Here is a 17,416-nt window from a genome sequence, read left to right as displayed (position 1 = left end):
TTCACCAAATTTAATCTTGCAATTCAGCCTGATCTATACTATGATTGATTCATCTGGTATTTTGTTATTTCAATAGGTTATCCATCTTCGGGTTTGATTCTTGCCTTTCCAGTGGGAGGGGGCATCCATGGGTAAAAAAATTTTATTGGCTGATGACAGTGTCACCATTCAGAAGGTTGTGGAGCTCACACTCGCCGACGAGGACTACGATCTCACCATGGTCTCCGACGGCGCTTCAGCCCTGCAAAAAGCTGATGAGATCAAACCCGATCTGATTTTGGCCGATATCGTGATGCCGGAACTGAACGGCTACGAACTCTGCGGAAAGATCCATCAGCAGCCATCCCTGTCCCATGTGCCGGTCATTCTCCTCTGCAGCACCTTCGAGACCTTTGATCAGGATCGGGGAACCCTGGTCGGCGCGGATGACCATATTATAAAACCCTTTGAATCCGAAGAATTGACCAGGAAGATCCGAGCCTGTCTGGAGAAAAAAAGAGAGCCGGTCAAAGAAGCCCTCCTCTCCCAAACAAAGGACGAAGCTGTCCCTTCTTTGGAGTCCGGAATGAAAGCCGGAGCGCCTGGACCTGAAAAGGTGGAAGAGGAAGAATTCGAATTTGAACTGACCGACGAGTTCATGACCGGGACGGAAGAGGCATTGGATAACCGACAAGAAGTCTCTGCATCAGGTTTTACCCCGCATGAAGAGACCGATGAGGCTCTTCCGGATGAACTACCCGGATTCGAAGAGACGGCGCTGATGGATTCCTCTGTCACGCCCGGAGAGAAAACCGCCGAAGAACTCATTACGGAAACCTTCGAGCAGACGGTTCCGGAAGAAATCTCTCCTGAATCTCTTGAAAATATTTCTGAACCTGCGGAAACAAAAACAACCGATGATCTTCGAACGCCTTCCGAGGAAAAGTATCCCATGTATGATGAGCTTTCAACCTCTTCCGAAACGCAGGAAATCGACGAAGAACTCGTCGATGAGGAAGAGGTGAATCTTTACGAGATCCCCGAGGAGTATGCAGAGGGACCCGATCTTCTTAAACTCGAAGAGGTCCGGGAAGAAAAACCGTTCCGGGTTGAAACCCATGCCGTGGATTTGGACGCCTTCATGGCCGAGGATGAATCCGCCGGGACTTCATCCTCCTCTGAAGAACCGCAAACAGACCTATCAGATGATGAAATCATCCGCGCGGTGGAAGAAGAACGCGAAACTTCTTCGGTAAAACCCATCGAGGGGAAACCCGCTGCCGCCGCTTTTTCTGAAGATGCCGGGGAATCCTTCGAGGACGTCTTCCCGACACGGGGCGCAACCACGTCGGAATGGTCTCCGGAACTCACCACCTTCGGGGGCGAGCCTGAAGCGATTTCCAAGGAAGTGGTGGAGAAACCCCTTCAGGACAGGGTGGCCTCCGGACCCGCGCCGTCTCTCGATGAAGAAACGGTCCGGAGAATACTTGCCGATATGGTCAACAAGATGGCATCCGAAATCATTGAGCGAATCGCATGGGATGTCATACCCGATCTTGCTGAAGTGCTGATCAAAAAAGAGATACAAAGACTGCAGCAGGAAGTGGAGCCTCGATAGAAACTTGATTTTGTCCGGAATTGCTCACCTTCTTCTAAAGAGAACCTAAGTGGTCCTGTTCATAAATATGGTGACGCACCGAGAGGGTCGCAGGGCGGTCTCATCTCCGCGCGCGACTGAGGCGTACCCCTCTGGTACACCGCAAGGAGCGGAACGGAGAGAAGGCCGCCCTGCGGCACTCGAATGCCACCGTATTTACGAATAGGGCCACTATGCAAGGCTCACACGTATGCAGCACCAAGGGGTATTCATCACAGGAACGGATACCGGCGTTGGAAAGACCATTTTCGCAGCGGCTCTCGCCCGCATCCTTTTAAACCGAGGTGTGGACGTGGGCGTCATGAAGCCTGTAGAGACCGGGTGTGCCATGGGTCCCAAGGGCCTCATCCCCACAGATTCGGAATTTCTGATCAAGGCTGCACACGCCAAGGACAGAAGGATTCTGATCACCCCTTATACCTTGAAGGCCTCGATCGCCCCTTCTGAAGCGGCAGACATGGAGGGCGTGGAGATCATGGAGGAGTACATCCTGCACTCCTATCTCCAGCTTCAAAGCAGGCACGAATTCATGGTGGTCGAAGGGGCCGGCGGGTTGATGGTCCCCATTTATCGCCGATTCTTAGTCTCCGATCTGATTCAGATCCTGGAGCTTCCTGTCATTCTCGTAGCGCGTCCCGATCTGGGAACCATCAACCATTCCCTGTTATCGCTTCGATACGCGCAAAGCGTTGGGCTTCAGGTTCTCGGCTTCATGATCAACCGGCGTAATGACAAGATCAAAATCGCCGAAGAAAAGAGCCCCCTGATCATTGAGAATCTGTCCGGTGTTCCATTCCTCGGGGTCAAGCCTTATATTGAAGATTCACTATTGGATGAGGAATTTATTGAAAAATCCGCTGAGCTTATTTCACAGTTCATCAATCTCGACTGTCTGGGGTTGTAAGATCCCTGAAGTTTTTCCCTCTCACGCGCCTTCTGATCCACGGACCGCAAAGTGATGAAACGGCCGCGGCAATGCACAAGAAAGTAAAAAGATCTCCGAAACGGGTATAAAACGTCTTTCCCGTTTTCAGCCGAGTCAAATCCTCTGTAAAGGCATCCTCCACAAAGATATCCGTCTGCCTGACGATCCTGCCGTCCTGCGCAATGACGCCGGAGATCCCGCTGTTTGCAGAGCGGACCACAGGGACCCGGTTCTCCACGGCCCTGAACACGGCCATGGAAAAGTGCTGGTAAGGCGCCGAGGAGCGTCCGAACCAGTCGTCATTGGTCAAGGTCGCGATGAAATCCGCGCCCTTAAGCACGAACTTCCGCACAAGATCCGGGAAAATGATTTCAAAACAAATCGGGGTGCCGCAAAGGCCTTCTCCTGCCTGCATCAGGGTGATCTGGTTTCCGGGCGTGATATCACCGATCTGATCCACAATGGGTTTGATGAAAAAGAGCGCCTTTCGAAGCGGGACATACTCTCCAAAGGGGACCAGATGGATCTTGTCATACTTTCCTTTGAGCCTTGCCCCCGGTGAGACCAGGAATGCGCTGTTATAGAATCGGCTCACGCCTTGATCGACCGTATAGTCCGGACTTCCAAAAAGGATATCCACCCCCAAATCATCAATCAAACCCAGAATCTGCGACTGGTACTCCTTGTCGGCCATGAAAAAAAATGGAACCGAGGCCTCCGGCCACAAGATGAGGTCAGGTTTCTCTTGAGAAGCGCGCCGCGTCAGGCGCGTATGGACAGCCATGATCTGCTCCCGTGAGGCGGCATCCCATTTCCGGTTCTGATCAATATTGCCCTGCACCACCCCGATCCTGATCCATGGTTTGTGTTCTGCCGAATGGATCTCATGCAGTCTGAAAGCGCCGTATGAGGCGGACAGGCCGAGGATAACGACAGGGGTGATCCAATGAGAAAAAAACGACCGGACGGAAAAAGAATTCCTCATTCCGATAAGCATCATAACAAAAACAGTATTGATCATGACCAGCAGAAAGCTCACGCCGTATACCCCGGTGATGTCGGCCATCTGGATCATCAGAAGATTTTTGTACTGGGTATAACCGAGGAGCGCCCAGGGAAAACCGGTCAACAAATGCCCTCGGGCATACTCCAAGGCTGTCCAGAGTGACGGAGCGCCGATCAGTAAAGGGATGCCGGTCTTCTGCATCCGATTCACACCCCAGGCAAAAAGACCGGGATAAAAAGAAAGATAAAGCGAAAGAACCACCAGAATAAAAAGGCTTAAACTCTTTGGGATCTGCCCATAGTTTTCCATGGTGTAGGTCACCCAGTAAAGCGTCCCCATGAAAAAAACAAACCCTGTAATCATTCCGCAAGTCAAGGCCGTCAACCTTTTCTGCGGCCGATGCAGGGCATAAAGAAGTGGAATAAGGGAAAAAAATGCAAACGATGAGAACTCGGCCTTTGGAAATGACAAGGCCATGAGCACGCCGGAAAGCAACGCAAGCAAGGCATCCAGAGATGCAAATTTCTCGTAAAAATTACGAAGCATAATGTTTTATCAGATTGAGCGATTCCTGATCATCGTCGAGGTACGGGTCCATAAAAACAAAAACGTATTCTGCGCTGAAAAGGTTTAAAAATCAAATTTTGTTTTGACAGAGTTGAATTGATAGGTTTATAATTTAATTAGGAATTAAAAAGGTTCAAAATGAGCTATTTAAGCATTTTATCTCCGTTTTACAGCATTTTTAACCCGACGACATCCCGATCAAATCGCTTCTCTCTGTCCCTTTCTCTGCTCCTTGTTTCCTTATGCCTCAGTTCCCCGACCCTCTCGTGGTCAACAGACCTCGATGCCCTGAGCAGAAACTCAGAGGTCATCATCTTCGGAAAGGTTCTGGTGAACCAGTGTTGTTGGGCCGAGACCAGCATGAATATCATCACCCATACAAAATTCCTGGTAGAAAAAAATGTTAAGGGCCGAATCCGGCCCGGAGATACGGTGACCATTGAGACATGGGGAGGATGTATAAACGGGATGAAACAGGTCAGGACCCATTCACCCGTTCTGAACAAGGGAGACTATGCGCTTTTGTTCCTTAATTCGGGACCGAAAGGGATCTACAACGTCTATAGAGAGAAGGAGGGCATGATCCCCTTCTCTGCTCAGGGTGAAGATCGAGTATCCCAGGATGGTAAAAAACTTTCGAACCTGATCAGTGATGTCAATCTCGTCCTTGAAAAATAAAACAGATGCCCGGAGGGAAGTCCCCTCCCCTCCGGACCTGTAAGCCTATTGAGCCGTGACCACGAATTCGATCCTGCGATTCTTGGCACGACCTTCATCGGTCTTGTTATCCGCGAGGGGCTTGCTTTTTCCGAACCCCACTGTTTCAATGCGGCTCGGATCAATCTCGAAGTTTTTCACCAGGTAATCTTTTACCGCGTTCGCCCTTCTTTCTGAGAGGTTCTGATTGTATTTCTCAGAACCGATACTGTCGGTATGTCCTTCAATCCGGACCTTAACCGAAGAGAACCTCTGCATGACCGAGCCGGCCTCTTTCAGGGTAGGCTCAGAAGAAGGCCTGATGGTCGCCTTGTTAAAATCAAAGGTGATCCCTTCAAGAATAAAGGCAGGCTTTTCAGCCGGAGGAGGTGGAGGCGATTCCTTTGCCGTTTCAGGACATCTCCTTTTCACTGCCGCCGCCGTATCCCGAACCTGTTCATCGGCCATGGGAATATATTTTCTTGCGAAGCTCCAATGGTTTTCCGATAATTCTTCTTCCACATGCGCCAGGGTGGCTTCGGATTTGGCATATTCCTGAGGAGCGCATTCCTTTGCATTGGCAGGAAGCGCATGAAAGACTCGAAGCGCATTATCGTAATCACCCTGTATGGCCTGTTTGGTGGCCATCGAAGTACAACCGAACAACATCAGAGAAAATCCCGTAATAAACAATAAAAAAATTCTTTTAACGGACATCGTCATCACCTCCTTTATTTAGATTTCTGTATGGCCTTTTCAGCCATGGCTTGAGCCTTTTCGCCGAATACCTTGGCGTTCTTGTCGTCCGCCTCAGAGAGTTCATCCTTTGCGACGTTCAGATGTTCCACGGCGCTGTAATACTCATAGGCTGCCTTCTTCTCCGCCCCGGCGGAAGCAGCCTCGGAGACCAACTGTTCTACGGACTGGATGTCTTTAGGCGTATAAACCGCGCATCCTGATATAAAAAGCCCGACGACGATAAGACTTACCGTTTCCATGAATGGTTTCATCCCCTTCACCCCCTTTCAATGAGTATGTTTAAAATAATGGGTTATTTCTTTGGAAAATAAAAAAGTTTGCAACCATTTTACCCTGATGCGAAATTTTGTCAAGTGAATGATAAAATAAAAAAAAGACTTCTTCCACTTTTAGGAATCCCCCCAATTGGAATTTTTATATCGGGATTAAGGATGGAAAATTATCAAGGATGGAAGGGTCTGCGACAAATTTGCGGGTACAAATCAGGGTTACATATGTTTGTCATTGTCCGTTCCCCCGATCCAGTCGGGGAATGACGCTCTTAGAGAAATATTTACCCATAAATTTGTCGCACACCCGGGATGAAAAATCATCTTGCAAATGGACATTTGATTTTGATATATTATTTTTTTTAGAAATTGTGCAGGTTAAAAAATATGGAATTACTGCATCCGGACTTGGAAAAAAAATTGGAAGAGGTCATCAAGAGCCAATTGGAAAACGGCCGTCTCCCTTGTAAAACGGCATTTCAGATCGCTCTACAGGAGAACGTATCCAGACAAAGAGTCGGCGAGGTCTGTAATCGAATTCATATTAAAATCAGCCGCTGCCAGTTGGGGTGTTTTGAATAGATGCATATAAAAAATACAAACCCGTCAAACCATAGCCGGTCCATATTCCCGGTTTTCCTTTTCTTCCTTGTTTTTTTAAATATCCAATCGGCATTTGCCGTTTCCTATGAAAAGAAAGGTGACGAAGAAACCATCCAGGAGTTTTTACAGGATACCTTCCAGGATTTCTTGTATCATGGGGCATACATGGACGAGGAGAACCATTACCTCGTCATCTCTTTGAAGATTCATCCGGGACGGCTTTCAAAAATCATGCAGCAAGACCCCCATTCTATTGATGAAATTCTGGCTGATCAGATGATCAGGTCTCTATATAGCCGGAGGTTTTCCTTCTATTTGCTGGGAGCATCCAAGATCCAGGGTGTTTCCGTGATTCTGACCTGGGAGGGATGCCAAAGAACCGCTGGACATGCAGAACCAGAAAAAATCCTTCTCAAAGACGGCACTTTTGAATTTGACCGTTTTGATGTCAGTCGGAACCTTTATTTCAATAAGCTCGGGATGGTTCAATCTGCCTCGGATATATTTTCCGCCGGAAAACTATTTGACCAGATTGCTTTTACTCACCTGACGGGTGACCGCTACGAAGGGATTCCTTTTCATAGGACCTCAGATAGCCCTTGACAATTCAATAATAAGATAATATATTTAGTATGGTTTTGTATCCGGACATTTTGAGGAGGATTAAATCATGAGAGAAGAGATTGAAAAGGCTTTGGAAAAAATCCGCCCCTCTCTTAAGCGGGATGGAGGAAACGTGGACTTGGTTGACGTGGTGGACGGCCTGGTTAAGGTACGTCTGACCGGCGCATGCGGGGGCTGCCCCATGTCCCAGATGACATTAAAAAACGGCATCGAACAGCTCCTGAAAAAAGAGGTTCCAGGAGTGGTGGGTGTTGAATCCGTTTGATCCATGATCTCTTTCGGTTTCAATCAGGCGTCTCTTGCTGATGTCCTTAAATCGCCGGAAGGATCTGATTGACTGTATGAATGAAAGGAGGGAAGAAAATGGCTCATCGTATTACTGAAGAATGCGTTGCATGTGGAACCTGCCTTCCGGAATGCCCTGAAGAGGCAATTTCCGAAGGCGATATCTATGTGATCGACCCGGCCAAATGTTCGGATTGCGGCAACTGCGCTGAAGTCTGCCCCACCGAAGCCGTCGCATCAGAATGAAATCGTGATCCCCCCGGAAATTCCGGGGGGATCACCCTTCTATCACCTTGACATGGTATTTCCGGGTTCTTGGACCATCAAATTCGCAGAAGAAAACCGATTGCCAAGCCCCCAATATCAAACGCCCATTCACAATCAGGATCGTTTCAGAAGACCCGATAAGAGCGGCCTTGATGTGGGCATCGGCATTTCCTTCCATGTGCCTGTAGCCTCCTGTTACCGGGATCAGGGAGGATAAATGCTGCAACAAGTCCATCTTCACATCCGGATCGGCATTCTCATTGATGGTCACTGCAGCCGTGGTATGTGGAATATAGATGACGCATAGGCCGTTTTTCACGCCCGACCTCTCCACCATCCGATGAATCATCGGGGTGATGTCAACCATCTCGATCCGGCTGCTGGTCTGAATCGTATGGATCTCATCCATCTCTCTTGTCCCTCCCTGACTGCTGGATCATAACACATCTCATGCGCCAAGACAAATCAAAGGAAGGGCAGCCCGGTCAGAGATGTCGTTCGCGGCACAGGACGCCTGCTCCTTAAAAATGTTTGACAGGGAGAACCCATTAAAGATATAATTTGTTCTGAATATTTTCTTCAGGAGGTGACTTGGAAAAACAAGCAGATCAGCCGCAGTCCGGGGGGAAAGACCGATCCAATAAAAAGAGCGGGGTTATCTCAAGTGTCTATGATTCATTCAATTCAATCAAACTGACCGTATTCCTCTTCATCGCCCTGGGTCTTGTTTCGATTGCAGGGACCATCATTGAGCAGGGGGCTGATCCGGCAAAGTATGCCCGGGATTACAGTGAGACCACGATCCAGGTCTTTAATTTGCTGGGCCTCTTTGACATGTACCATACCCCTTGGTTCCTGACCATTATTCTTCTCCTTCTTCTGAACCTGATCGTATGCACCATCGAAAGGCTGCCCAGAGTCATCCGATTTGCACACAGCATCAAACCCATCCTTGAAAAGGGGGAAGAGAAGCATTATCCCTTTACCGAAACGTTCAGGATGGAAGGGAACCCCCAGGATCAGGTTGAACGTCTCCTGCGGCATGACATCCGGATCCCCCCGTGGATCATCCTGACGGATATCCTCTCTATGGTTCTTGCCGTCTTTCTTACCCTGAAATATCCGATGAGCCCTCTGGAGTTCATCGCTTTTATCGTGGTTCCGATCTCCTATGTCGTACTCTTGAACTTCCGAGGCAGGGTGATACGCACGGAACAAGATGGGGCTATTCATCTCTTTTTGAACCAGTGGCTCATCAGCCGGTTCGGTGTCTACATTACCCATACGAGCATTGTGGTCATCTTTATTGGCGCCATCATCGGCAGCATCTTCGGATTCAAGGGGTACATGGCCATCGAAGAAGGCGAGACCACAAACCAGATGTACCTCAGAGAGGATAGAATGATCGATACGGTTCCGGCTTCTCTGCGAGCCATGTTTTCCAAAGGTGAGCAGGCGGGACAGGCAGAGATGATCAACGACGGCAAGAAATTCAAAAGTTTACCCTTTTCCATTCGATGCGATGATTTTTCTCTCAGCTACTATCCGAACACAGGCCGTCCAAAGGACTATACAAGCGATCTGGCCGTGATGCGCGACGGCAAGGAGATCGCGAAAAAAACCATCGAGGTCAACAATCCGCTCATTGTGGACAAGATCTATTTCTATCAGTCCAGTTACGGCCGGACCGGGAAGCCGGGCCAGGTGGCGCTGTCGGTCTCTTCTCCCGGTCTTCCGCCGCAGGATTATCGTACGCCTGTTGACGGTTCTTTTACCATTCAAGGAACCGGGACCGAAATCCTGGTGAAAAGCTTTGTCCCTGATTTTACAATTATGAACGGGCATGTCGCGCAGCGCTCCGATGAGATGATCAATCCGGCTGTCTATGTCATGGGCAAGGAAGGAGAAAGTATCCTGTTCAGCGGCTGGATCTTTCCGAATTATCCCGAACACAGCGTAAAGACCGGTCATTTTGACATCCGGTTCAAAGACTACTGGGGATCTCAGTATACCGGGATCCAGGTGGCCTATGACCCCGGCGTGGAAACGGTCTGGATCGGGTGCAGCCTCCTGGTGGTGGGACTCCTCATCTCCTTTTTCCACTCCCACCAACGGATATGGGCGCGGATCAGCGGAAACGAGATTGTACTGGCAGGAACTACACATAAAAATCAAATGGCCTTTGAAAAGAAATTCAACGAGCTGAAAAACCGCCTCAAGGCATAAGGGAGAAGATTATGGGCCTCTTTGAAATCAGTCAAACGTTGTTCAATCTGGCTGGAATCACCTTTTTGATTGCAACGATGTTCTATGTGATCTTCCTGGGCGCGCGGAAAGCGCTCATAGGAAATACGGCAACCGGTTCGACAACCATCGGCGTCGCCGCTCTGACCGCAGGATTGATCCTGCGATGGATCGAGGCCGGTCTCGCGCATCCCCCCTTCACCAATCTCTACGAAACGCTTCTCTTCTTTGCCTGGGGGATCGCCCTAGTCTATCTGGTGATTGAATTCAAGTACAAGATCAGGATTGCCGGCGCCTTTGTCCTCCCCATATCGCTGGCCGCCATGGGAATCGCCTCTCTCTCACCGGATAAAGAGATCGAGCCTCTGGTCCCGGCCCTTCAGAGCGCATGGCTCCATTTTCATGTGGCCGTCTCCTCCGTGGCCTATGCCTCCTTCGTGGTCGCCTTCGGATTCAGCATTCTCTACCTGATTAAGGATAAGGTCCGGATGGAGTTTTTTGCCCTCAGCGTTTCCATCATCGGATGCTTTTCCATGATTGTGAGCAAGATGTCCATCCTGACCCAAGGCGTCTACAGGATGAATCAGATGATGGAAGAACATGGGAAATTCTACCCGGTTTATTACCCCGGGACAGAGACCCCGGTTGAGATCACGATCCCCGATGCCGGCGCCTTTTTCCGTGTGGTCTTCTGTCTTTATATGCTCACCATGATCCTCTATATCGCCTCCCTGGTTTTTGAAAACAAGAAATTATCCAGGGTCTCTTTTGGGGCGCTGATCGCGTCATTTCTTTTGCAGAGCGCGTCCATTCTCCTGCTGCTTATCAAGATCCGTGAAATTCCTGAAGTGAGTTTGCATGCCAATCCCTATGAAATGACCATGTTGTTCATCTCATGGGGCGCAACCCTGATCTATCTGGTTATTCATCTCAACTATAACCTGTTTGTTCCGGCGCTCCCCGACAAAAAAATTCTGGACAACCTCTCCTATAAGACAATCATGGTCGCTTTCCCCTTAATGACCCTGGTCATTATTACCGGAGCCATCTGGGCAAACTATGCATGGGGGACCTACTGGTCCTGGGATCCCAAGGAGACGTGGTCTCTGATCACCTGGATCGTCTATGCCCTTTACCTTCATGCTCGTATCACCATCGGATGGCACGGACGAAGGACGGCATACATCTCTATTCTTGGTTTTGTCGTGGTTCTCTTCACATTCCTGGGGGTGAATATCGTTCTATCCGGCCTGCACAGTTACGCCGCAGGATAACCCGGAGGGATAGGCTTTACTCTTGACAAAAGACCTCCTGAAACAATTTGAAAAAGAAGTCAAAAAGTGTATTCTATGCGGCGCATGCCAGTCCGTCTGCCCGGTCTATATCGAAAACCCGGATGAGACACAGGTCGCCCGGGGCAGGATGGCCCTGCTGGACTCCGTTCTTTCCGGGAAACTTGAACTGACCGACCATCTCAATGACATCCTCTCCTCCTGCATCGGCTGCAAGGCCTGTTCAGCGCAATGCCCGGCCGGGTCATCGGCAGACTTGGCCAATCTGGCCGCAAAAATCATCCTGAGCCGTGAGAAGGGTCTCCCCTTCTATCAGAAACTCATCTCAAGGCAGATCTTTTCAAACCCGGGGATACTCACAACCTCTGCTCACCTGATGGACATCATGGGAAGAAAACTCTATACTCCCCTTTCAAGGGTCCGGCCCATCCGCCCTCTCCTCCCCTATGTCCAAAACGGCGCAGCAAGGCAGATCCCCCCGGCGTCCGCGAAACCCTTCCGCAAACGGCGCCTGGTCAACTGTCCGACATCAGAACCCAAAGGCCGGGTCGCCTTGTTCTATGGATGTGCCGTGGATCTCTTTTTCCCGCATTGGGGAGAATCCGCCATACGGATTTTGAACCGCGCAGGATTTGAGGTGATCGTGCCTGAGAACATGACCTGCTGCGGAGCGCCTATGCTCTTTATGGGAGACTATGAGACAGCGGGAAAAGCCATGAAAACCAACCTTGCCGCCCTCACCGCTTATGAAACGGATGCCGTCATCACCCTCTGTGCAACCTGCGGGTACATGCTCCGTGAACTCTATCCGAAATTCTTTCAAGAAAGCAGCGCAGATCCCCTGCCGGGAAAAGTGATGGATCTGCAGGAATTCCTGATATCCAAGAACCTGATGAAAGATCTTATTCTCAATGAAGAAACCCGGCCCCTGCTCCGCGTGACCTATCATGATCCCTGTCATCTGAACCATGGGATGGGGGTCAGGGAGGCCCCCAGGGTGATCCTCAAAAGCCTTCCCGGCGTCGAGTTCGTCGAGATGCGGGATGCAGACCGTTGCTGTGGAGGAGGGGGGCTCTTTTCCATGAGCCATTACGATCTCTCGCTGAAGATCGGAAGGCACAAGGTCGAACGGATTCGGGAGACGGAAGCCGAAGTGGTGGCCACGGCCTGCCCTTCTTGTATGATCCATCTTACGGACTTGCTGAAACGGGCGGGTTTGAAAACCCGCGTCCTTCATGTCTCTGAACTCCTAAATTCCGCACTGCGGGTCTCTGATACGGCGTTTGCGGCCATATCCCCTTTTTCCGATAAGCGATCAAAAAAATAAAATATTCTTTACATCTTCTTTGAAAAACTTTATAATTTAAATCTTTAATAAAATAACCAGCGTAACGTATCGGGTCGTTTACGGCCCCGGATGAACGTCATAATCATCATTGGAAATTTAAACCATTTTTAAGGAGGCCCCATGAAATTTTTTATGGACACAGCCGATGTATCCGAGATCCGAGAAGGGATGTCCATTGGGATGGTGGATGGTGTGACCACAAACCCTTCTCTCGTTGCCAAGACAGGGAGGGCATTCAGGGATGTCATTGAAGAGATTTGCACCATCGTCAACGGTCCGATCAATGCCGAGGTGGTGAGCACCGATACCGAAGGAATGCTCAAGGAGGCAAGAAGCCTCGCCGAGATCCATCCGAATATCGTGGTCAAGATCCCGATGATACAAGCGGGCATGCAGGCCGTCAGGGTTCTCAGCACCGAGGGGATCAAAACCAATGTGACGCTTGTCTTTTCCCCAACTCAGGCCCTGGTTGCGGCCAAGGCCGGCGCCGCCTATGTCAGCCCCTTTGTGGGAAGGCTGGACGACATCAGCAAAGTGGGCATGGAACTGGTCGAGCAGATCGATACCATCTACCAGAATTATGCCTATGAGACGGAAATCATTGTGGCCAGTATCCGGAATCCCCTTCATGTCCTCGAAGCGGCCCTGATCGGAGCCGATATCTCTACCATCCCGCTCAATGTCATGAAACAACTCATGGAACATCCTCTCACCACTTCCGGGCTTGCCCGATTCCTCAAAGACTGGGAGAAGGTGCCCAAATGAATCACCCCTGTCTTCAGGCTGGGGTGATTTACTGATTTTATAATTTTTAATAAAAGAAAGAGACTATGCAAAATAAAAAAGAAAATATTCTTGTGGTAGATGATGATCCGACCCTCGTCCGCCTCTCGGAAAGGATTCTCACATCATTAGGATACCATGTATGGACCGCGACCAGCGGACTTGAGGCATGCAGGATCCTGCAGGAAAATAAAGATCAGATTGATCTTGTCATCCTTGACTTCATGATGCCGGGAATGAGCGGTGAGGAAACCTTACTAAGGCTCCGTGAGATCAATCCCCATGTCCGGATTCTCCTCTCATCAGGATACAGCCGGGAAGGGAAAGCGAAAACCCTCATTGACGAAGGCATTCAGGGTTTCATCCAGAAACCTTTCGTCATGCAGGAGTTGGATGATGCCGTCCGCAAGGCCCTGGATAAAGTGGACTGAAGGGTTCAAGGGTTCAGTTTTACAAATCATGCCTGATGCAGCGGAATCTTGATGGTGAATTCGGTCTGGCCTGATTCGGTATGGAGTCCCATCCTCCCATGGTTGGCCAGGATAAAACGATAGATGATATTAAGCCCGCGTCCTTTGACCTCGCCTTTTCTGACCTGTTCGATCTTCTCTTGCGGTATCTCTCCCGTATTCCGGACCTTGAGACAGGCCATGCCCCCCTCTCGATCAGTCCTCACAGAAAGGATGCCTCCCTCATCCGGTATGGCCTGGGTGGCATTGCTCAGGAGATTATCAAGGACCCGCTCAAGACCGAAGTGAGAGCAATACACCGGAAGATCCGGTTCAAGTTCAGGCGGCGTGACTTGTATATTCTTACGCCTCATCTCGAGTATGGTCTCCTGATTGATCTCCAGTCTCTTTTGAACGGCCTGGCTGAGATCTAAAACCTCCTCCCTCCCTTCAAGACCAACGGCAAAGACCATATCCTGAAGACGGTCGGTCTCCCTGACCATGATATCGAGATAGGATACAAGCTTGTCTCTGACCTCTTGTATGTTCTTTGATTCGATCAACTTCCTGGCGCGCGAAGCAAAACCTGATATGGCAATGGCAGGGCTCTTGAAGTCATGCAGGACATCGTCCAGCAGTTCCAGTCTTGACGCCTTCATAATCTCCCTCCCGAAGAAGGTCAGAAGCTCAATCTCCTCATCCGCAAAATACTGCCGTTGATCCGCGGCATAGAACATCATCATGTACCGGATCTCCTCATCGGCCTTGAGCGGCACAAGGAGTATCGAGTGGATGTGATACCGTTCAACGAATTCCCGCATACCCGGACTGCTCAGGCGGCTCTTCTGCGGGTCCTTGATCAGCAAATAAGACGGGGCGATCCGCTCAAAGGGGTAATCCCCGCAGGCTTCGGCGCCGTGAATCACCGCCTGGAAGTAAGGGTGATGGCTGACGGTAAAGGTGTATCCAGGATCGTGGTAGGTCCGGTCCAGGGGATAGCCCGCCTCCATGCGGATAAACTGCCGGTCCCTGGAAACCGTAAAAAGAGCGCAAATCTGTATGGACAAATATTCGCCCAGTTCCGGGATCAGCAGAACAAAGAGATCTTTGAGCTTAATCCCCTCCCGGTTGCTCAATTTTATGAAAATCTTATTGACGATCTTCTCCTTCCTGTCATTCAGCCTCTGAAGATCAAGGATCTTCTTCTTGGCCAGCACAAAACTGACACGGCGGGCAAGCAGCTCCGCATGAATCACCTCCAAAGGCTCGAAATACCGGTTGTCCTCTTTGTAGTAGATTTGAATGGAACCGAGGACGTCGTTTTCTACCCCCATGAACTTTGAAATTCGAAGCGGAACGGCAAGCAGGGAGTTGAGTCCCCGCTTCTGCACAATCTCCTTATTCTGATAATCGGGGTTCTTGAGAATACTCGGAACCATGATGCTTTGGTTCTGCTCAACGACTTTGCCGGCGATGGATTCTCTGAACGGAATGGATGAGGCCCGCTCATCTTCGGAAAAACGATAGGAGCCGAAACTGGTCATCCTCATACTCTCGGGATCGAAGAGCCGTATCGAGGCCGCATCAGCCTGAAGATCCCTCACGATCCTCTCTGCTGCGATCTCCAATATCTTTTTCTGCTCCAGGTTGGGATCAATCCCCATGATCTCCTCGATCTCCCGGATCATTCCGGAGAGGAACCCGACCAGGTACTCGTCCTCTATGGAGCGGGCCAGGTCTTTACGATCTTCTTCAGCAAGCCGCAGCTTCCGGAACACCGGATGTTTCGAGAGAAACTGGAAGAGTTCTTTTTTCATGCCGTACGCTCCTCCTTCTTGGAGAACGCCGGCAGGAGAACCCGGAAGGCGCTCCCCTTGCCGAGCTCGCTTTCCACTTCGATCTTCCCCTGGTGTTCCTCCACGATCCTGCGGCTGACTGAAAGACCGAGGCCGGTTCCCTCTCCGATTCTTTTTGTCGTAAAGAAAGGATTGAAGATCCGGTCCAGGTTCTCTTCGGGTATCCCCACACCCGTGTCTTGAATCTCAATGCACAGCCACTCCACCCCGTCTCGAAGATGGGATCCGGCCTTGAGGGTAAGCACTCCGTCGAACGTCATGGCCTGCACCGCGTTCAGGATCATATTCACAAAGACCTGATTGAGCTCTTCTTCGTCTCCCATGATTTCAGGAAGGTTTTCCGCATACTCCCTGACCACCCGGATCTTTTTTTCCTTTATATCGTCATTTTGAATCTCCAGACTCTTCTCAAGAACCGGGCGGATCGAGATCATTTTAGGGGTCCGTTCAGGGCCTTTGGAAAAAACCAAAAGGTCCCGGAGAATCTTCTCCAGCCGTTCAACCTCATCAACAATGATCTTGGAATATTTCTTTTCCGGAGAGTTCGGGTCTATCTTGCTGTTGCACCGTCTTGCAAATCCTCCGATGGTCACCAAGGGGTTTCTGATCTCGTGGGCCACGTCCGCGGTCATCCGGCCAAGCGCCGTGAGCTTGGCCGTCTCAATCAGCTTCTTGTGTACTTTTTCAAGATCCAGAAGCGACTCGTTCAGTTTTTGATTTAAGTGATCAATCCTCTCTCTATCCTGCTTCATCTTGCCGGTAAGGAGTCCTGCCATGATGGAAAGCAAGAAAAGAAAGCTGATTCTGAGCGCGAAATCGGTCCAGTGTATGGGAAACCCGCTGTTCACATAACTTACAAAATAGATCAGGCTCGATGCAAACGACACAAGCAGCCCGACCGTGAGACCGTAATAAAAGGAATGGAGGGCCACCAGAATATAAAAACCGATGAAAAAACTGCTTGCAGCCCCTCCTGTCAGCATCAACAGGAGGAAGATGAAGATCAGATCAAAGATCAGCCCCACAATATAGAAGACACGAATCCGTTCCTGATTGAAGAAAATAGTGATATAGAGCGCAGCCGTGTAAAAGGAATAAAATACGAAAACCAGAAGGACCTGTGCTTTATTGTCAATGGAAAGAGGCGCAAAATAAATCCATCCGAAACCGCCGAACAAAACCAGAATACGCAGGATCAGAAAGGCCCGGTCCATGGCCTCAAACGGTCCTTCAGGCTCCGCAATCTGCAATCCTTGCTCCTGGGTCTCCTGCATCGTCCGCACCCTGCCCTGTATTTTTTCCACAATATACCGTAAAACCCATTTTGTGCATAGCAAAAAAACCTGAGCCACAAAGACACAATTTCTTCATGAACATCGGTGAGAAAGACGTTTATCCGAGCTGTTTCAGTCTCACTGATGCACATCCCGATAAAACCGCTATCGTAATGATAGCGAGTATCTTATATTTCATCATGGAAATAACTTTTTATAAATAGGGACAGCGCCCATTTTACTTGACTTCACATTCTGCATTGTTTACCATTGGCCCATGCCGAGAATCTCCAGAGCCGTAGCTGTAGGTTTTCCTCATCACATCACCCAACGGGGCAATTACCGGCAGAGCGTCTTTGAAAGAAAAGACGATTACCTGTTTTATCTTGAATGGCTCAAGACATACAGCAGCAAATATTCACTCAAAATATGGGCCTACTGCCTGATGGGTTTAAATAGGGACAGCGCCCATTTTTACTTGACTTCACATTCTGCATTGTTTACCATTGGCCCATGCCGAGAATCTCCAGAGC

General features: G+C 49.7%; 17 protein-coding genes and 1 pseudogene. 11 read left to right on the top strand and 7 right to left on the bottom strand.

The window, feature by feature from the left end:
- Window positions 1-127 precede the first annotated feature (127 nt).
- Together AUK29_02535 and AUK29_02530 are read left to right on the top strand one after the other, a co-directional pair.
- Window positions 128-1,597: a hypothetical protein gene (locus AUK29_02535; protein ID OIP65526.1), complete on the top strand. Its 1,470-nt coding sequence runs from the start codon at window positions 128-130 to the stop codon at window positions 1,595-1,597.
- A gap of 229 nt (window positions 1,598-1,826) precedes the next feature.
- Window positions 1,827-2,540: a dethiobiotin synthase gene (locus AUK29_02530; GenBank protein ID OIP65525.1), complete on the top strand. Its 714-nt coding sequence runs from the start codon at window positions 1,827-1,829 to the stop codon at window positions 2,538-2,540.
- Here the strand turns inward: AUK29_02530 and AUK29_02525 are convergent.
- Together AUK29_02525 and AUK29_02520 are read right to left on the bottom strand one after the other, a co-directional pair.
- Entirely contained in the window at window positions 2,515-4,113 is a 1,599-nt protein-coding gene (locus AUK29_02525) for an apolipoprotein N-acyltransferase (GenBank protein ID OIP65524.1), read from the bottom strand. The two genes, AUK29_02530 and AUK29_02525, sit on opposite strands and share 26 nt — an antisense overlap.
- Before the next feature lie 188 nt (window positions 4,114-4,301).
- Window positions 4,302-4,496 (bottom strand): hypothetical protein, encoded by a 195-nt coding sequence (locus AUK29_02520; GenBank protein OIP65523.1) that lies wholly within the window; start codon window positions 4,494-4,496, stop codon window positions 4,302-4,304.
- On the opposite strand from AUK29_02520, the gene AUK29_02515 reads away from it, so the two are divergent.
- Entirely contained in the window at window positions 4,495-4,812 is a 318-nt protein-coding gene (locus tag AUK29_02515; protein OIP65522.1) for a hypothetical protein, read from the top strand. The two genes, AUK29_02520 and AUK29_02515, sit on opposite strands and share 2 nt — an antisense overlap.
- Before the next feature lie 45 nt (window positions 4,813-4,857).
- Here AUK29_02515 and AUK29_02510 read toward each other — a convergent pair whose 3' ends face one another.
- Window positions 4,858-5,547 (bottom strand): hypothetical protein, encoded by a 690-nt coding sequence (locus AUK29_02510; GenBank protein OIP65521.1) that lies wholly within the window; start codon window positions 5,545-5,547, stop codon window positions 4,858-4,860.
- A gap of 14 nt (window positions 5,548-5,561) precedes the next feature.
- Window positions 5,562-5,840: a hypothetical protein gene (locus tag AUK29_02505; protein ID OIP65520.1), complete on the bottom strand. Its 279-nt coding sequence runs from the start codon at window positions 5,838-5,840 to the stop codon at window positions 5,562-5,564.
- A 600-nt stretch (window positions 5,841-6,440) separates the two neighbouring features.
- Here AUK29_02505 and AUK29_02500 point away from each other — a divergent pair.
- The 3 genes from AUK29_02500 (at window position 6,441) to AUK29_02490 (ending at window position 7,616) form a co-directional block, all read left to right on the top strand.
- Entirely contained in the window at window positions 6,441-7,064 is a 624-nt protein-coding gene (locus AUK29_02500; GenBank protein OIP65519.1) for a hypothetical protein, read from the top strand.
- Window positions 7,065-7,131: 67 nt separating this feature from the next.
- Window positions 7,132-7,350 (top strand): hypothetical protein, encoded by a 219-nt coding sequence (locus AUK29_02495; protein OIP65518.1) that lies wholly within the window; start codon window positions 7,132-7,134, stop codon window positions 7,348-7,350.
- A 98-nt stretch (window positions 7,351-7,448) separates the two neighbouring features.
- Complete coding sequence (locus AUK29_02490; protein ID OIP65536.1) at window positions 7,449-7,616, top strand: ferredoxin; 168 nt, start codon at window positions 7,449-7,451, stop codon at window positions 7,614-7,616.
- Between the two features lie 31 nt (window positions 7,617-7,647).
- On the opposite strand, the gene AUK29_02485 is transcribed toward AUK29_02490, so the two are convergent.
- Window positions 7,648-8,046 (bottom strand): hypothetical protein, encoded by a 399-nt coding sequence (locus AUK29_02485; protein OIP65517.1) that lies wholly within the window; start codon window positions 8,044-8,046, stop codon window positions 7,648-7,650.
- A 182-nt stretch (window positions 8,047-8,228) separates the two neighbouring features.
- Here AUK29_02485 and AUK29_02480 point away from each other — a divergent pair, with 182 nt between their 5' ends.
- The 5 genes and pseudogenes from AUK29_02480 to AUK29_02460 all read left to right on the top strand — a co-directional run bounded on the left by AUK29_02480 (window position 8,229) and on the right by AUK29_02460 (window position 13,735).
- Window positions 8,229-9,863: a hypothetical protein gene (locus AUK29_02480; protein ID OIP65516.1), complete on the top strand. Its 1,635-nt coding sequence runs from the start codon at window positions 8,229-8,231 to the stop codon at window positions 9,861-9,863.
- A gap of 986 nt (window positions 9,864-10,849) precedes the next feature.
- Window positions 10,850-11,155 (top strand): annotated as a pseudogene (locus AUK29_02475) (c-type cytochrome biogenesis protein CcsB).
- A gap of 22 nt (window positions 11,156-11,177) precedes the next feature.
- Window positions 11,178-12,500 carry a hypothetical protein gene (locus tag AUK29_02470; protein ID OIP65515.1) on the top strand — a complete coding sequence of 441 codons (1,323 nt, stop codon included), beginning with the start codon at window positions 11,178-11,180 and terminating at the stop codon, window positions 12,498-12,500.
- 141 nt (window positions 12,501-12,641) lie between these two features.
- Complete coding sequence (locus AUK29_02465) at window positions 12,642-13,286, top strand: fructose-6-phosphate aldolase (GenBank protein OIP65514.1); 645 nt, start codon at window positions 12,642-12,644, stop codon at window positions 13,284-13,286.
- A 65-nt stretch (window positions 13,287-13,351) separates the two neighbouring features.
- Entirely contained in the window at window positions 13,352-13,735 is a 384-nt protein-coding gene (locus tag AUK29_02460; protein OIP65513.1) for a hypothetical protein, read from the top strand.
- Window positions 13,736-13,761: 26 nt separating this feature from the next.
- On the opposite strand, the gene AUK29_02455 is transcribed toward AUK29_02460, so the two are convergent.
- Together AUK29_02455 and AUK29_02450 are read right to left on the bottom strand one after the other, a co-directional pair.
- Window positions 13,762-15,570, bottom strand: coding sequence for a hypothetical protein (locus tag AUK29_02455; protein OIP65512.1), 1,809 nt, complete (start codon window positions 15,568-15,570; stop codon window positions 13,762-13,764).
- Window positions 15,567-16,883, bottom strand: coding sequence for a hypothetical protein (locus AUK29_02450; protein OIP65511.1), 1,317 nt, complete (start codon window positions 16,881-16,883; stop codon window positions 15,567-15,569). Before AUK29_02450 ends, AUK29_02455 begins: the two co-directional genes overlap by 4 nt.
- Window positions 16,884-17,416: the final 533 nt, after the last annotated feature.

The organism is Nitrospirae bacterium CG2_30_53_67 (assembly GCA_001873285.1).
Taxonomy (GTDB): Bacteria; CG2-30-53-67; CG2-30-53-67; order CG2-30-53-67; family CG2-30-53-67; genus CG2-30-53-67.
Note: the sequence above shows the minus strand (reverse complement) of the source record. Positions and strands in the feature narration are given on the sequence as shown.

Coding starts and splice junctions, on each gene's coding strand:
- AUK29_02515 (OIP65522.1), top strand. CDS start 4,495: ATGAATATCATCACCCATACAAAATTCCTGGTAGAAAAAAATGTTAAG.
- AUK29_02535 (OIP65526.1), top strand. CDS start 128: ATGGGTAAAAAAATTTTATTGGCTGATGACAGTGTCACCATTCAGAAG.
- AUK29_02500 (OIP65519.1), top strand. CDS start 6,441: ATGCATATAAAAAATACAAACCCGTCAAACCATAGCCGGTCCATATTC.
- AUK29_02450 (OIP65511.1), bottom strand. CDS start 16,883: ATGCAGGAGACCCAGGAGCAAGGATTGCAGATTGCGGAGCCTGAAGGA.
- AUK29_02530 (OIP65525.1), top strand. CDS start 1,827: ATGCAGCACCAAGGGGTATTCATCACAGGAACGGATACCGGCGTTGGA.
- AUK29_02455 (OIP65512.1), bottom strand. CDS start 15,570: ATGAAAAAAGAACTCTTCCAGTTTCTCTCGAAACATCCGGTGTTCCGG.
- AUK29_02525 (OIP65524.1), bottom strand. CDS start 4,113: ATGCTTCGTAATTTTTACGAGAAATTTGCATCTCTGGATGCCTTGCTT.
- AUK29_02485 (OIP65517.1), bottom strand. CDS start 8,046: ATGGATGAGATCCATACGATTCAGACCAGCAGCCGGATCGAGATGGTT.
- AUK29_02520 (OIP65523.1), bottom strand. CDS start 4,496: ATGCTGGTCTCGGCCCAACAACACTGGTTCACCAGAACCTTTCCGAAG.
- AUK29_02460 (OIP65513.1), top strand. CDS start 13,352: ATGCAAAATAAAAAAGAAAATATTCTTGTGGTAGATGATGATCCGACC.
- AUK29_02490 (OIP65536.1), top strand. CDS start 7,449: ATGGCTCATCGTATTACTGAAGAATGCGTTGCATGTGGAACCTGCCTT.
- AUK29_02505 (OIP65520.1), bottom strand. CDS start 5,840: ATGAAACCATTCATGGAAACGGTAAGTCTTATCGTCGTCGGGCTTTTT.
- AUK29_02510 (OIP65521.1), bottom strand. CDS start 5,547: ATGTCCGTTAAAAGAATTTTTTTATTGTTTATTACGGGATTTTCTCTG.
- AUK29_02465 (OIP65514.1), top strand. CDS start 12,642: ATGAAATTTTTTATGGACACAGCCGATGTATCCGAGATCCGAGAAGGG.
- AUK29_02495 (OIP65518.1), top strand. CDS start 7,132: ATGAGAGAAGAGATTGAAAAGGCTTTGGAAAAAATCCGCCCCTCTCTT.